The organism is Xanthomonas translucens pv. undulosa (assembly GCF_017301775.1).
GTDB lineage: Bacteria > Pseudomonadota > Gammaproteobacteria > Xanthomonadales > Xanthomonadaceae > Xanthomonas_A > Xanthomonas_A translucens.
This window is the reverse complement of record NZ_CP063993.1, coordinates 3,228,672-3,241,995: the sequence shown is the minus strand read 5'-3', so window position 1 is coordinate 3,241,995 and position 13,324 is coordinate 3,228,672. Positions and strand designations below refer to the sequence as shown.

The 13,324-nt window shown below is 67.9% G+C and carries 11 protein-coding genes; 3 read left to right on the top strand and 8 right to left on the bottom strand.

The window, feature by feature from the left end:
- Window positions 1-179 precede the first annotated feature (179 nt).
- Both metF and ISN38_RS13740 read left to right on the top strand, forming a co-directional pair.
- Window positions 180-1,004: a methylenetetrahydrofolate reductase [NAD(P)H] gene (gene metF, locus ISN38_RS13745; protein ID WP_003465495.1), complete on the top strand. Its 825-nt coding sequence runs from the start codon at window positions 180-182 to the stop codon at window positions 1,002-1,004.
- 399 nt (window positions 1,005-1,403) lie between these two features.
- Entirely contained in the window at window positions 1,404-2,036 is a 633-nt protein-coding gene (locus tag ISN38_RS13740; RefSeq protein WP_058358881.1) for a DUF4124 domain-containing protein, read from the top strand.
- 131 nt (window positions 2,037-2,167) lie between these two features.
- Here ISN38_RS13740 and ISN38_RS13735 read toward each other — a convergent pair whose 3' ends face one another.
- The 4 genes from ISN38_RS13735 to ISN38_RS13720 all read right to left on the bottom strand — a co-directional run bounded on the left by ISN38_RS13735 (window position 2,168) and on the right by ISN38_RS13720 (window position 7,992).
- The gene (locus tag ISN38_RS13735) at window positions 2,168-3,130 is read right to left on the bottom strand and encodes a Nudix family hydrolase (RefSeq protein WP_058358882.1); all 963 of its coding nucleotides are present in this window, start codon (window positions 3,128-3,130) and stop codon (window positions 2,168-2,170) included.
- A gap of 222 nt (window positions 3,131-3,352) precedes the next feature.
- Window positions 3,353-3,724, bottom strand: coding sequence for a VOC family protein (locus ISN38_RS13730; protein WP_038236390.1), 372 nt, complete (start codon window positions 3,722-3,724; stop codon window positions 3,353-3,355).
- Window positions 3,725-4,142: 418 nt separating this feature from the next.
- Window positions 4,143-6,881 carry a preprotein translocase subunit SecA gene (gene secA / locus ISN38_RS13725; RefSeq protein ID WP_003465502.1) on the bottom strand — a complete coding sequence of 913 codons (2,739 nt, stop codon included), beginning with the start codon at window positions 6,879-6,881 and terminating at the stop codon, window positions 4,143-4,145.
- Window positions 6,882-7,044: 163 nt separating this feature from the next.
- On the bottom strand, window positions 7,045-7,992 hold the full coding sequence (locus tag ISN38_RS13720; protein ID WP_003465503.1) for a M23 family metallopeptidase: 948 nt from the start codon (window positions 7,990-7,992) through the stop codon (window positions 7,045-7,047).
- 10 nt (window positions 7,993-8,002) lie between these two features.
- Between ISN38_RS13720 and ISN38_RS13715 the strand changes: the two genes are divergently transcribed.
- Complete coding sequence (locus ISN38_RS13715; RefSeq protein ID WP_038236394.1) at window positions 8,003-8,479, top strand: DciA family protein; 477 nt, start codon at window positions 8,003-8,005, stop codon at window positions 8,477-8,479.
- A 148-nt stretch (window positions 8,480-8,627) separates the two neighbouring features.
- On the opposite strand, the gene lpxC is transcribed toward ISN38_RS13715, so the two are convergent.
- The 4 genes from lpxC to ISN38_RS13695 form a co-directional block, all read right to left on the bottom strand.
- On the bottom strand, window positions 8,628-9,539 hold the full coding sequence (gene lpxC, locus ISN38_RS13710; protein WP_003465506.1) for a UDP-3-O-acyl-N-acetylglucosamine deacetylase: 912 nt from the start codon (window positions 9,537-9,539) through the stop codon (window positions 8,628-8,630).
- 247 nt (window positions 9,540-9,786) lie between these two features.
- Complete coding sequence (ftsZ, locus tag ISN38_RS13705) at window positions 9,787-11,007, bottom strand: cell division protein FtsZ (protein ID WP_003465507.1); 1,221 nt, start codon at window positions 11,005-11,007, stop codon at window positions 9,787-9,789.
- A gap of 194 nt (window positions 11,008-11,201) precedes the next feature.
- The gene (gene ftsA / locus ISN38_RS13700; protein WP_003465508.1) at window positions 11,202-12,437 is read right to left on the bottom strand and encodes a cell division protein FtsA; all 1,236 of its coding nucleotides are present in this window, start codon (window positions 12,435-12,437) and stop codon (window positions 11,202-11,204) included.
- Window positions 12,434-13,312: a cell division protein FtsQ/DivIB gene (locus tag ISN38_RS13695; protein ID WP_003465509.1), complete on the bottom strand. Its 879-nt coding sequence runs from the start codon at window positions 13,310-13,312 to the stop codon at window positions 12,434-12,436. Before ISN38_RS13695 ends, ftsA begins: the two co-directional genes overlap by 4 nt.
- Window positions 13,313-13,324: the final 12 nt, after the last annotated feature.

Here is a 13,324-nt window from a genome sequence, read left to right as displayed (position 1 = left end):
GGTGCGGCTCCGCGTAGACAAATGAAGGCGGCGACTGTAGCAAAGCGCACCCGCCGCACGGCAGCAGCGCGCGCGGCGATCGGCGCCGAAGCGAACGCAACGCAAGGGCCGCCTATTTCAATCGCATATCCATCCGGATGAAGAGATATACTTCAGCGAACACCTGACGCGCCGCGCCCATGACCGCCATCAGTTTCGAGTTCTACCCACCCAAGACAGACGAACAGCGTGCGCAACTGGACCGCACCGCCGCGCGCCTGAAGACCTACGCGCCGGAGTACGTGTCGTGCACCTTCGGTGCTGGCGGCTCGACGCTGAGCTACACCTCCGAGACGGTGCGCCATCTGAAGCAGCACCACGGCTTCGAGGCGGCCCCGCACCTATCGTGCGTCGGCGGCAGCCGCGAAGAAATCCGCGAGCTGCTCAAGCTGTACCGCGCGATCGGCTGCCGGCGCCTGGTCGCGCTGCGCGGCGACCTGCCCTCGGGCATGGGCCATCCCGGCGACCTGCGCTACGCCGCCGACCTGATCGCCTTCATCCGCGCCGAGCACGGCGATGCCTTCCACCTGGAGGTCGGTGCGTATCCGGAGACGCATCCGCAGGCCAGCGACGCGCTGAGCGACCTGCGCCACTTCAAGGCCAAGGTCGAGGCCGGTGCCGATGGCGCGATCACCCAGTACTTCTACAACGCCGACGCGTATTTCCATTTCGTCGATGCGGTGCGCAAGCTCGGCGTGCAGGTCCCGATCGTGCCGGGGATCATGCCGATCTCCAACTTCAGCCAGCTGCGGCGTTTCTCCGAGCAATGCGGCGCTGAGATCCCGCGCTGGATCGGCAAGCGCATGCAGGCCCTCGGCGACGATGGCGACGCGATCCGCGAATTCGGTGCAGACCTGGTCGCCGCGCTGTGCCAACGCCTGCTCGCCGGCGGCGCGCCGGCGCTGCACTTCTACACGCTCAACCTGGCCAAGCCCACCATCAGCGTGCTGTCGCGCCTGGAGTGAGCGGAGCCTGCGCCGGCGACGTCGGCAGGCATCCCGATGGCGGACAGCGTCGGGACTGCAGCCCCTCCCCCCAACGCCTTCGCAGCGCCTCGAAGAATCCCTTGTAGGAGCGGCTTCAGCCGCGACAAACGGTGTCGCAAGCTTGGCTGGCTTCGGAACCAACCGGTCGGGGCTGAAGCCCCTCCTACAGCAGCCTTAGGGCCTCGCCCGGCAGAACCTCCTGTGGGAGCGACTTCAATCGCGACGAGCGAAGCCGTCAAACACACCGCCCCCGCGAAGCAGCAGCACAGGCACCCATCCCACAGCAATCGCGCTCGCCTGCTTCGTCCAGGCTGCCACCTGCACCTGCGCCCATCCTTCGACCTTTCCACACGCCAGCCCGGCAGCTAGGCTGGCGCGATGCGTGCCCCCTCGTCGATCATGCTGCTGCTCTGTCTATGCGCCACGCCCGCCGCCGCGCAGAAGGTCAATCGCTGCACCGGCGCCGACGGCGCCACGGTGTTCAGCGACCGCCGTTGCGAGGACCTGGGCGCGATCGACCGGTTGCCGCCGCGCACCGCGCCCAGTACCGCCAGCAAAGGTGCCAGCGGCCTGTACCGGCCGCAATGCGTGCGCCGGCTCAGCGAGCTGGCGCAGCAGATCCGTACCGCGGTGGACGCGCGCGACGTCAATCGCCTGTCCACGCTGTACTGGTGGAACGGCGTCTCGAACGACGCGGCGCGGCCGATCCTCGACCGCCTCGATGCGATCACCCGGCGGCCGCTGGTCGCGATCGTGCCGGTGCTGGCGCAAGCGTCGGCACAGATGGATCCGGCCCCGGTCATGCCGACGACATCGGCGACCTCCGCCACTACCGCACAAGATGCGCCCGACGCCGTGCCTGCGACAGCGCCGACCGCGACCGGCACCGCGCCGCCGCGCGCGCGCGCCACCGGCTTGCGCCTGGAGCAGACCCTCGCCGGTAGCGCCACGCCGACAGCCACCGTGCTGCGCCTGCGCCGGCAGTACAACTGCTTCTGGATCAGCTTCTAGCGCGCTTGCGACTTGCAGCCCCGCCATCGGCGAATGTTGCAGCAGCGACTCCGGGTGCCTGGGGCCATCCGTCGCAACCGCATTGCCGGGAATGCGCGTCGCCACTGAAGTCGCACCCCACCCGCCAACGCTCAGGCCGCGTCCACGTCCAGCGGCCACAAGCCGCGGATCGCGGCGATGCCCTGGCCGCCATGCCGGCGCGCTTCGGCGATCTGCGCCGGCAGCAGGCCGCCGATCGGGTACAGCGGCAGCGCCACTTCCTCGCGCAGGCGCTCGAACGCGTCCCACCCCAGCGGCGCGGCGCCGGGATGGCTGGCGGTGGCCGCCAGCGGGCCGACCACCGCAAAGTCGCAGCCGAGCCGCTGCGCCGCCTGCAGTTCCTCCAGACGATGGCAGGACGCGGCGACGCAGTGCCCCGGCGGCAGCGGGCGCGCGTCGAACTGCGCCAGCTGCTCCGACCCCAGATGCACGCCGACGCCCAAGTCCTGCGCCAGCGCCAGATCGCGATTGACCAGCACCTGAGCCCCGCGCGCCGCACACAGCGCCGCCGCGGCCCGCGCCAGCGGCTGCCATTGCGCCGCCGGCAGGCTGCGCGCGCGCAGTTGCACGCGCTGCACGCCGCCTTGCAGCGCGCGCTCCAGCGATGCCAGCCAGCGCTCGGCATCGACCGGCTCCGGCGTCACCAGATAGCGATCGGGCTGGCGCAGCATCGCCACCACCGGCCGGTCGGCCGGTGGCATCGCGTAGCGGTCCAGCTTGTCCGGCGCCACCCAGGTCAGCGCCTGGCCTTCGCGACCGCGCGCAGTGCCCTTCCACGACAGCACCTGGCGCATCTCCAGGCGCAGCCGCTTGTCCGGATAGCGCTGCGGCACCTCGATCAGCTGTGCGCCGACCGCCGCCTCGATGCCCAGTTCCTCCTGCAACTCGCGCACCAGGGCCTGTTCGGAGGTCTCGCCCGGCTCGCGCTTGCCGCCGGGGAACTCCCACAGACCGGCGAGGTCGCGGCCCTCGGTCCGCCGGGCCAGCAAAATACGGCCGCGGGCATCGATGATGACCCCGGCGACGACATGGATGGATCTGAGCGGTTCGGACATGGCGCAAGCTTGCCGTCTTCGGCGGTGCCAGCGCAATGCACGCGATTCACATCGCCGCTGATCCGCCCATCGCGGCAGCGCTGCGCACGCATTCGGTCAGCACACGGCGAGGTGGCGGAGGGTGGCGACGCGTCGCTTACGGCCAAACCGGCCGCATACCGCCATGCAGGCGAACACCACAGCAACGGCGGCACCCACGCGGCATGGACGCCGGCTCCTCGCTCACCCCGGCAAGGCGTGACCGATCCGCCACAGCACCCCGCCCGGATCGTGCAGGCTGAAGTCGCGCATGCCCCAGGGCCGATCCTCCGGCACGCCGACGCGCGCGCCAAAGCGGCCGACCAGATCGGCAGCATCCAGCCGCCACCAGGCATCGGCATCCTCCACCCAAAGATGCAGCATCAGGTTGTGCGCCAGCGCCTGCTCGTAGAAATCCTGCAGCAGGAACGTACAGCGCTCGCCGTGGCGAAAACAGGCGAGTCCCTCGCCAAGCGGCTCCGCCACGAATCCCACCTCGCGATAGAACTCCACGGACAGCGCGAAATCGCGCGCCGGCACGAACACCTTCAATTCAAGACTGGCAGAAGGCTCCATGGCATGCATCCATCGGCAGTGGCGACACCCGGCACCCTACCCGCAGAACGCGCGACACGCCACACCCGCAAGCACGCCCTCAAGTCGCTCCCAAAAACAAAACGCCCCGCGCAAGGCGGAGCTGTAGATACAAGGATTTGACCAATCACCGCATCCTGCCTGGAGCACAGCCCCCTTTAGTAAAGGGGGCGCGCCGATAGGCGCGGGGTTGTGGAGGCTTATGAGCCGGGGCCCGCACTTTGCGCAGCAAAGTGTGGGGCTGGTGCGCGATTGCGCAACAGCGCTACCCCCTTTAGTAAAGGGGGCGCGCCGATAGGCGCGGGGTTGTGGAGGCTTATGAGCCGGGGCCCGCACTTTGCGCAGCAAAGCGTGGGGCTGGTGCGCGAGTGCGTAACAGCGCTCGCAACAGCGCTCGCTCCTAGCTCAACTGCCCATGACAATGCTTGTACTTCTTGCCGCTGCCGCACGGGCACGGATCGTTGCGGCCGACCTTGGGCGCCTCGCGGGTGACCTGCGCCACCTGCTGCGGGTTGGCGCCCAGCGCCAGTTGCTCGGCTTCCTCATCGGCGCTGTAGCCGCCGGCGTCCTGGTGCTGGAACTGCGCCTGGCGCAGCTGCGCCTCCATCTGCTGCCGTTCCTGCGCTTCCAGCGCCGCCACCTCTTCCTCGCTGCGGATGCGCACGCGCGCCAGCAAGGTCACCACCTCGCGCTTGGCGTGCTCGAGCATCTCCGAGAACAACTCGAAGGCTTCCTTCTTGTATTCCTGCTTGGGCTGCTTCTGCGCATAGCCGCGCAGGTGGATGCCCTGGCGCAGGTAGTCCATGCGCGCCAGGTGCTCCTTCCAGCTCTGGTCGAGCACGGTCAGCATCACGTGCTTCTCCAGCGCGCGCATGGTCTCGCCGCCGACCGCCGCTTCCTTCTCCTGGAAGTGGCGATCGACTTCCTCGCGCACCTTCTCGGCGATGCCGGCCGCGTCGAGTTCCTCGTGGCGCTTGACCAGGTCGGTCAGCGACAGCGGCAGGCCCAGGTCGCTGGACAGGGTCGCTTCCAGCCCGGCCAGGTCCCACTGCTCGTCGATCGAGTTCGGCGGCACGAAGCGCGCCACGATGTCGTAGATCACGTCGTCGCGGATGCCGTCGACATTGTCCTTGACCGACTCGGCATCGAGCAGTTCGTCGCGCTGCGCGTAGATCACCTTGCGCTGGTCGTTGTTGACGTCGTCGAAGTCGAGCAGGTTCTTGCGGATGTCGAAGTTGTGCGCCTCGACCTTGCGCTGCGCCTTCTCGATCTGGCGGCTGACCAGCTTGTCCTCAATGACGTCGTCTTCCTTCATGCCCATCATCCGCATCGCCTTCTGCACCCAGTCGGAGGCGAAGATGCGCATCAGGTTGTCTTCCAGCGACAGGTAGAAGCGCGAGGAACCCGGATCGCCCTGGCGGCCGGAGCGGCCGCGCAGCTGGTTGTCGATACGCCGCGACTCGTGGCGCTCGGTACCGATGATGTGCAGGCCGCCGGCGGCCTTGACCGCGTCGTGGCGCTCCTGCCAGGCGGCCTTCAGGCGCGCGCGCTCGGCGTCGCTGAGGTCTTCGCCCAGCGCCTGCAGTTCCGCTTCCAGCGAGCCGCCGAGCACGATGTCGGTACCGCGGCCGGCCATGTTGGTGGCGATGGTCACCGCGCCCGGCTGGCCGGCGTTGGCGACGATCTGCGCCTCGCGTTCGTGCTGCTTGGCGTTGAGCACCTCGTGCGTGACCCCGGCCTTGCGCAGGTGCTCGGAGAGCATCTCCGAGGTTTCGATCGAGGTGGTGCCGACCAGTACCGGCTGGCCGCGCTTGGCGCAGTCCTCGATGTCGGCGAGCACCGCGTTGAACTTGCCCTGGCGGTTGAGGAACACCTGGTCCGGCCAGTCCTTGCGGATGGTCGGGCGGTTGGTGGGGATCACCACCACTTCCAGGTTGTAGATGCTCTGGAATTCGTAGGCTTCGGTATCGGCCGTACCTGTCATGCCGGACAGCTTCTTGTACATGCGGAACAGGTTCTGGAAGGTGATGCTGGCCAGCGTCTGGTTCTCGCGCTGCACCGGCACGCCTTCCTTCGCCTCCACCGCCTGGTGCAGGCCGTCGGACCAGCGCCGGCCCGGCAGCGTGCGCCCGGTAAATTCGTCGACGATGACCACTTCGCCGTCGCGCACGATGTAGTCCACGTCGCGCTGGTAGATCGCATGCGCGCGCAGCGCGGCGTTGAGGTGATGCACCACGCTGAGGTTCTGCGCGCCGTACAGGCGGTCCTCGTCGTTGGTCAGGATGCCGGCCGCGCGCAGCAGCTCTTCGGCGTGCTCCATGCCGGCCTCGGACAGATGCACCTGCTTGCCCTTCTCGTCGACCCAGAAATCGCCCTCGCCTTCCTCCGACTCCTGCTTGGTGAGCTGCGGCACGATGCGGTTGACGCGGATGTACAGCTCCGGCGAATCGTCGGCCGGGCCGGAGATGATCAGCGGGGTGCGCGCCTCGTCGATCAGGATCGAGTCCACTTCGTCGACGATGGCGTAGTTCAGGCCGCGCTGGTAACGGTCGGCCTTGGACAGCGCCATGTTGTCGCGCAGGTAGTCGAAGCCGAATTCGTTGTTGGTGCCGTAGGTGATGTCGGCGGCATAGGCGGCGTGCTTGTCGCTGTGCGGCATGCCCGGATAGACCACGCCCACGCTCAGCCCCAGCCAGTTGTACAGCTTGCCCATCTGCGCGGCGTCGCGGCGCGCCAGATAGTCGTTGACGGTGACCACGTGCACGCCCTTGTCTTCCAGCGCGTTGAGGTACACCGGCAACGTCGCCACCAGGGTCTTGCCTTCGCCGGTGCGCATTTCCGCGATCTTGCCCAGGTGCAGGACCATGCCGCCGATCAGCTGCACGTCGTAGTGGCGCATGCCGAGCACGCGGCGGCTGGCCTCGCGGCACACCGCGAACGCTTCCGGCAGCACCTTGTCCAGGCTCTCGCCGCTGGCGATGCGGCCGCGCAGTTCCGGGGTCTTGGCCTGCAGCTGCGCGTCGGAGAGCTGCTCCATCTCCGGTTCCAGCGCATTGACCTTGGCGACGATACGATGGAGCTGACGCAGCTGGCGTTCGTTGCGACTACCGAAAACGCGAGTAAGCAGACTGTTGATCATTGAAGGAACCGGTTGGAAAGGAACGCCCGTACGGCCCAATCCCCCAGGGAATCGGCGGGCCGCAAACGAAACAGGGCGCGAGGCGCCCTGTCGTGGCAAAGCGTATTGTAGCTTGGGGCGGGCTCCGGCGATTCAAGCGCCGGCACGCCGCCCCAGGCCCGACTCAGCCGCGGCCGCGGCGGCCCACCGGGGTGGCGCCGTCGCCGAGGAACTTGGCCGGATTCATCACCACGCCGTCCTTCCAGACCTCGAAATGCACGTGCGCGCCGGTGGAACGGCCGGTGGAGCCGGCCTTGGCCACTTCCTGGCCGACCCGCACCAGGTCGCCGACCTTCACCGACAAGCGCGAATTGTGCGCGTAGCGGGTGACATACCCGTTGCCGTGATCGACCTCGACCACGTTGCCGTAGCCGCCGCGCACGCCCGAGTAGCTGACCACGCCGTCGGCCACGGCCAGCACCGGGTCGCCGACGTTGGCGTGGAAGTCGATGCCCTTGTGGTTGCCGGCGCCACGGCCGAACGGATCGGCGCGGCCGCCGAAACCGGAGGTGATGTAGCTGTTGCGGATCGGCATCCGCGACGGCACCGCGTTCTGGTCGAGCTGGTGGTCGAACAGCAGCGATTCGAGCACCGACAGCTGCTGGCCGGAGGTGGCGAACTGCTGCTGCAGCCCGTCCAGTTCCTTGCCCAGCTGCGGCGCCGGCATGTCCTGGCTGACCTCGTCGTCGCCGCCACCGACGCCGACCGGCTGGTCGAAGTCGAATTCGCCGTCCTGCAGCTTGCCCATGCGGGTCAGGCGTTCGCCCAGCGCGTTGAGCCGGGTGGCCTGCGCCTGCAGTTCGCCCAGCCGCGCGGCCAGCGCGTTGACCTGGGTCTGCGCGTCGCGGCGCACCTGCGCCAGTTCGGCGTCCTGCTTGTGCAGCCTGGCCCGCAGCTGCGCCGAACCGACGAAGCCGGTCGCGGCGCTGACGCCGATGCCGAGTACCATGCCCACCGCCAGCACCGTGCCCAGCACGGCCAGGGGACGCCGGTCTGCGAACTCGCGCAGCCGCCACGGCAGGTCCTTTATCCCCTTTTCACGCGAATTGATTACGATCTTCTTAAACGCCATATGAGTTTTCATGTCTAAGCGAAAGTCCGGCGAAGGCCATACCACCGCGCCGATGCCGGCGTTGGACGCCGCATTGGCGGACAAGGTGGGCGACCCGTTGCGGCGTGCCTTGTGGCTCGACGCGCTGGACCGACAATTGCGCCCCCATCTGCCGCCAAACCTGGCCTCCCGTTGTCGGTTGGCCAATGTGAACGGCGAACAGCTCGTTTTTCTGGTTGACTCTCCGGTCTGGCATGCCCGGGTCAGGCTCGCCGAGGCCGATATCCTCGCTGCGGCCCGGTCCCTCGGGCTGAAGGCCACCAGGGTGACTGTCAAGATTGCGACTGCATCGGCGCATTCCCCAATGCAACAGGCAAGCAGCAAGCCGGCACCGGTTTCTGCGGCCACGCACAAGGGCTTGCGCGACGCGCTGGCGTCCTTGCAGGACGTCGATTCCACGATGCCTGGAGCAACGACGGCCTCCGGCCGCCGCAGTCTGCGCACGTAGGCACGCACGTCACGACCCGACGCATCCTAGCGGGCGCCGGCGTCGAGGTCGTTATCGATTCGTTAAATAGAAGTTAAGAAGGGCCAAAAACACAACGGATCGCCCATTCCGTGATCCAGGAACGCCCCCGGCCGCGGAGGGCGAAACTTTAGGCGTAGGCCACCGCCCCGTAGGCCACCGGTGCCGGCACGGCCTTGGAATCGAAGCTCACCCACTCCCACGCCGCCTGCTCGGCGAGCAGCGCGCGCACCAGCTTGTTGTTCAGCGCATGGCCGGATTTGTAGCCTTCGTAGGCACCGAGGATGGCACCGCCGGCCAGATACAGGTCGCCGATCGCATCGAGGATCTTGTGCCGCACGAACTCGTCTGCGTAGCGCAGGCCGTCGTCGTTGAGCACGCGGAACTCGTCGAGCACGATGGCGTTGTCCATCGATCCGCCCAGGCCCAGGTTGCGCTCGCGCATGTATTCCAGGTCGCGCATGAAGCCGAAGGTGCGCGCGCGGGAGATTTCCTTGATATAGGCCATGGTCGAGAACTCGATTTCCTGGCGCGACTGCTTGGCCGGGATCATCGGGTGGTCGAACTGGATGGTGAAGCCCAGCTTGTAGCCGTCGTACGGCGCGAAGCGGGCGATCTTGTCGCCGTCGCGCACTTCCACCGGCCGCTTGATGCGGATGAAGCGCTTGGGCTTGCCCTGCTCGACGATGCCCGCGGACTGCAGCAGGAACACGAACGGGCCGGAGGAACCGTCCATAATCGGCAGCTCGGCCGAGGACAGCTCGACGATGGCGTTGTCCACGCCGAGGCCGGCCATCGCCGACATCAGGTGTTCCACCGTCTGGATCTTGGCCTCGCCACGGCTCAGCCCAGTGCACAGCGTGGTCTCGGTGACCAGTTCGGCATCGGCCGGCACGTCCACCGCCGGTTCCAGATCCACGCGCCGGAACACGATGCCGTGATCGGCCGGCGCAGGACGCAGGGTCATGTACACCTTGTCGCCACTATGCAAGCCTACGCCGGTGGCGCGGATCGTGTTCTTGAGGGTGCGTTGCTGGGTCATGGGAGACAGTCTGGGAACGTCAGTTCAGACGGGAACTGAACGAAATTGAGAATATCACGCGTTTAGCCAAATTTTAACAAGACGGTCACAGCGTCCTATTTGCGCAACGCTGGCGGACGCCGGCGTCGCGGTCGCAAAAACCTGCCGGGTCGAGGCGACCCGGCAGCAAAGGGACACGGCGCGCCGATCAGGCGGACACTCCCGATCGACGGTGTTGCGGCCGGAGCAAGGCCGGCCTGGCGAAACCTCAGTCGGCCTGGCGGCGCAGGAACGCCGGAATGTCCAGGTAGTCGTTCGGCAGATCGGCCGCCGCCGGTGCCGGCGAGGAGGCGCCCGCCGCATCGCTGCTCGGACGCCGCAGGCCCAGGCCCATCGCACCGCCGACCGCCTTGGACACGGCGTCGCCGCCATGCTCGAAGTCGCCGAATTCCGGCTGACCGGTGGTGGCGTTGCGCACCAGCTTGATCGGCGCGCGCTGCTCCGGACGCTGGGTCTGCCGCGACACCGCACGATTCAGGCCGGTGGCGACCACGGTCACGCGGACCTCGTCCTGCATGTCCGGGTCGAGCACGGTGCCGACCACGACGGTCGCGTCTTCCGAGGCGAAGCCTTCGATGGTGCGGCCGATCTCGTCGAACTCGGCCATGGTGAAGTCCGGACCGGCGGTGATGTTGACCAGGATGCCGTTGGCGCCGGCCAGGTTGACGTCGTCCAGCAGCGGGTTCTGGATCGCCGCTTCGGCCGCGGCCTGCGCGCGGTCGTCGCCGCGGGCCGAGCCGGTGCCCATCATCGCCAGGCCCATTTCCGACATCACCGTGCGCACGTCGGCGAAGTCGACGTTGATCAGGCCAGGACGCACGATCAGGTCGGCGATGCCCTGCACGGCGCCCTGCAGCACGTCGTTGGCGGCGCGGAACGCCTGGATCATGGTGGCGTTGCGGCCGAGCACGGTGATCAGCTTTTCGTTGGGGATGGTGATCAGCGAGTCGCAATGCTGGCTCAGTTCCTCGATGCCCTTCAGCGCGACCTGCATGCGCCGGCGGCCTTCGAACGGGAACGGCTTGGTGACCACGGCAACGGTCAGGATGCCCATCTCCTTGGCCAGCTGCGCGACCACAGGAGCAGCGCCGGTACCGGTGCCGCCGCCCATGCCGGCGGTGATGAACACCATGTCCGCGCCCTGCAGCGCGTCCATGATGCGTTCGCGGTCTTCCAGTGCGGCCTGGCGGCCGACCTCCGGGTTCGCGCCGGCGCCCAGGCCCTTGGTGACGTTGGTGCCGAGCTGCAGCTGCAGCTTGGCGCCGCAGTTCTTGATCGCCTGCGAGTCGGTGTTGGCGGTGATGAATTCCACCCCGTCCACGCTGCTGCTGACCATGTGCGCGACCGCGTTGCCGCCGCCGCCGCCCACGCCGACCACCTTGATTACCGCGTTGGGTGCCATCTTTTCAATCAGTTCGAAATGCGCCATGTCCGTTTTCCTCTTGTTATGGGGCCGGGACTCGGGACTCGGGACTCGGGACTCGAAAAGCAACGCTTCGATTCCCTGCCCGGCCTTGCGCACCGGCTATTTTCTTAGTGGATGTTGCCGACCTACCTTCTCTGCTCTCCGCCCTTCCGCTCTCCGCTTTTGCTCTTCCGGGTCCCGAGTCCCGAGTCCCGGCCTCAAAACTCCCCGCGATACCAATTCTTCAATTTCTTGAACAGGCTGCCGGCGCGCCCGGTGGGCAGCGACGGACGCCGTGGGTGTTCGATCTGGCTGCCCATCAGCAGCAGGCCCACGCCGGTGGCGTGCACCGGGTTGCCGACCACTTCGCCCAGGCCGGTGACGTGCTGCGGGATGCCCACGCGTACCGGCATCTGCACCATTTCCTCGGCCAGTTCGACCACGCCTTCCATCTTCGAGGCGCCACCGGTCAGCACCATGCCAGCGCGCACCAGTTCCTCGAAACCGGAGCGGCGCAGTTCGGCCTGCACCATCTCGAAGATCTCCTCGTAGCGGCCCTGCACCGCCTGCGCCAGCGAGTGGCGCGGCATGCGCCGCGGCGGGCGGTCGCCGACGCTCGGCACCTGGATGCTTTCCTCGGCGGTGGCCAGCTGCGCCAGCGCGCAGGCGTAGCGCACCTTGATCTGCTCGGCTTCCGGGGTCGGCGTGCGCAGCATGTGCGCGATGTCGTTGGTGACGTGGTCGCCGGCGATCGGCAGCGAGGCGGTGTGGCAGATCGCGCCCTGCACGAACACCGCCAGGTCGGTGGTGCCGGCGCCCATGTCCACCAGCACCACGCCCAGCTCGCGCTCGTCGGCGGTCAGCACCGCCACCGAGGACGCCAGCGAGGACAGGATCAGATCGTCCACCTGCAGGCCGCAGCGCTGCACGCACTTGCTGATGTTGGCCGCGGCCGACTGCGCGCACACCACCAGGTGCGCGTGCACTTCCAGGCGCACGCCGGTCATGCCGACCGGGTTGCGGATACCTTCCTGCGAATCGTCGAGCACGTATTCGCGCGGGATCGCGTGCAGGATGCGCTGGTCGGCCGGAATCGCCACCGCCTTGGCCGCTTCCAGCACCCGGTCCAGGTCGTTCCAGGTGACCTCGCCGTCGCGGATCGGCACGATCCCGGGAGAGTTCTTGCACTGCACGTGGTTGCCGGAGATGGACGCGTACACCGAGCGGATCTCGCAGCCGGCCATCAGCTCCGCTTCCTCGACCGCGCGCTGGATCGACTGCACGGTGGATTCGATGTCCACCACCACGCCGCGCTTGAGCCCGCGCGATTCGTGCGAACCGATGCCGATCACCTCGATCGGGTTGCCGGGCGAATACTCGCCGACCAGCGCAACGACCTTGGAGGTGCCGATGTCCAGTCCAACGATGAGGGATTTGTCGCCTTTGCGGTTCATGTCTGGGTACTGCGTAGAAGGGGGAGGTGCGGGACCCGGGACTCGGGACGCGGGACGCGAAGAGCCGGTAATGCGAACGCGACCGCTTGACCGCTCGTGCTTTTCCAGGGTCCCGGTTCCCGAGTCCCGAGCGCCGGCTTCTTCGCGTCCCGAGTCCCGGGTCCCGCGTCCCGGCTTTCAACGGCCTTGCGGCTCACCGTGAAGCCATTGGTGTAGCGCAGGTCGGCGCGCGCGATCGGCGCCTGCTCCGGCGTGGCCAGTTGCGGCAGCACGCGGGCGAAGCGCGCCAGGCGGGCGCGGGCGTCGTCGCGACCGACCACGACCTGCACGCCGTTGCCCAGCTGCAGCGACCAGCTGCCGCGCGCGTCCATCGCCACGCCGTCGACCTGCAGTCCGGACGGCGCGAACAGCGCACGCGATTCGTTGTACAGCGCGATCACGTCCTGCGCCTTGGCGTCCGGCCCGGCCAGCTGCGGCAGCGCCATGCCGCGCAGCTCGCTCGGCAGCGCGAAGATGCGGCCCTGCTCGGACAACATGCGATCGCTGCCCCAACGCGCGAACGGGCGGTGTTCGGTGACGCGCACTTCCAACACGTCCGGCCAGCGCTTGCGCACCCGCGCGCTCTCCACCCACGGCAAGCGCTCGATCGCGTTCTGCGCGTCCTGCAGGCGCACCGCGAAGAAACCGCGGCGCGCGTACGGCAGCACCACCTGACGCAACTGCTCGGCCGGCACGCGCTTGAAATCGCCGCTGACCTGCAACCGGCTCAGCGGCCAACGCTCGGCGCCGACCCAGCCGTTCAGCACCGCCACCACCGGCAGCGCGACCAGCGCCAGCGCCAGCAGCCAGGCGAGGATGCGCAGCAGGGCGGTCATGCGTTCGCCTCA

Bases quoted from the DNA above. Each gene is read 5' to 3' on its own strand.
- metF (WP_003465495.1), top strand. From the start codon at position 180: ATGACCGCCATCAGTTTCGAGTTCTACCCACCCAAGACAGACGAACAG.
- ISN38_RS13740 (WP_058358881.1), top strand. From the start codon at position 1,404: ATGCGTGCCCCCTCGTCGATCATGCTGCTGCTCTGTCTATGCGCCACG.
- ISN38_RS13735 (WP_058358882.1), bottom strand. From the start codon at position 3,130: ATGTCCGAACCGCTCAGATCCATCCATGTCGTCGCCGGGGTCATCATC.
- ISN38_RS13730 (WP_038236390.1), bottom strand. From the start codon at position 3,724: ATGGAGCCTTCTGCCAGTCTTGAATTGAAGGTGTTCGTGCCGGCGCGC.
- secA (WP_003465502.1), bottom strand. From the start codon at position 6,881: ATGATCAACAGTCTGCTTACTCGCGTTTTCGGTAGTCGCAACGAACGC.
- ISN38_RS13720 (WP_003465503.1), bottom strand. From the start codon at position 7,992: ATGGCGTTTAAGAAGATCGTAATCAATTCGCGTGAAAAGGGGATAAAG.
- ISN38_RS13715 (WP_038236394.1), top strand. From the start codon at position 8,003: ATGTCTAAGCGAAAGTCCGGCGAAGGCCATACCACCGCGCCGATGCCG.
- lpxC (WP_003465506.1), bottom strand. From the start codon at position 9,539: ATGACCCAGCAACGCACCCTCAAGAACACGATCCGCGCCACCGGCGTA.
- ftsZ (WP_003465507.1), bottom strand. From the start codon at position 11,007: ATGGCGCATTTCGAACTGATTGAAAAGATGGCACCCAACGCGGTAATC.
- ftsA (WP_003465508.1), bottom strand. From the start codon at position 12,437: ATGAACCGCAAAGGCGACAAATCCCTCATCGTTGGACTGGACATCGGC.
- ISN38_RS13695 (WP_003465509.1), bottom strand. From the start codon at position 13,312: ATGACCGCCCTGCTGCGCATCCTCGCCTGGCTGCTGGCGCTGGCGCTG.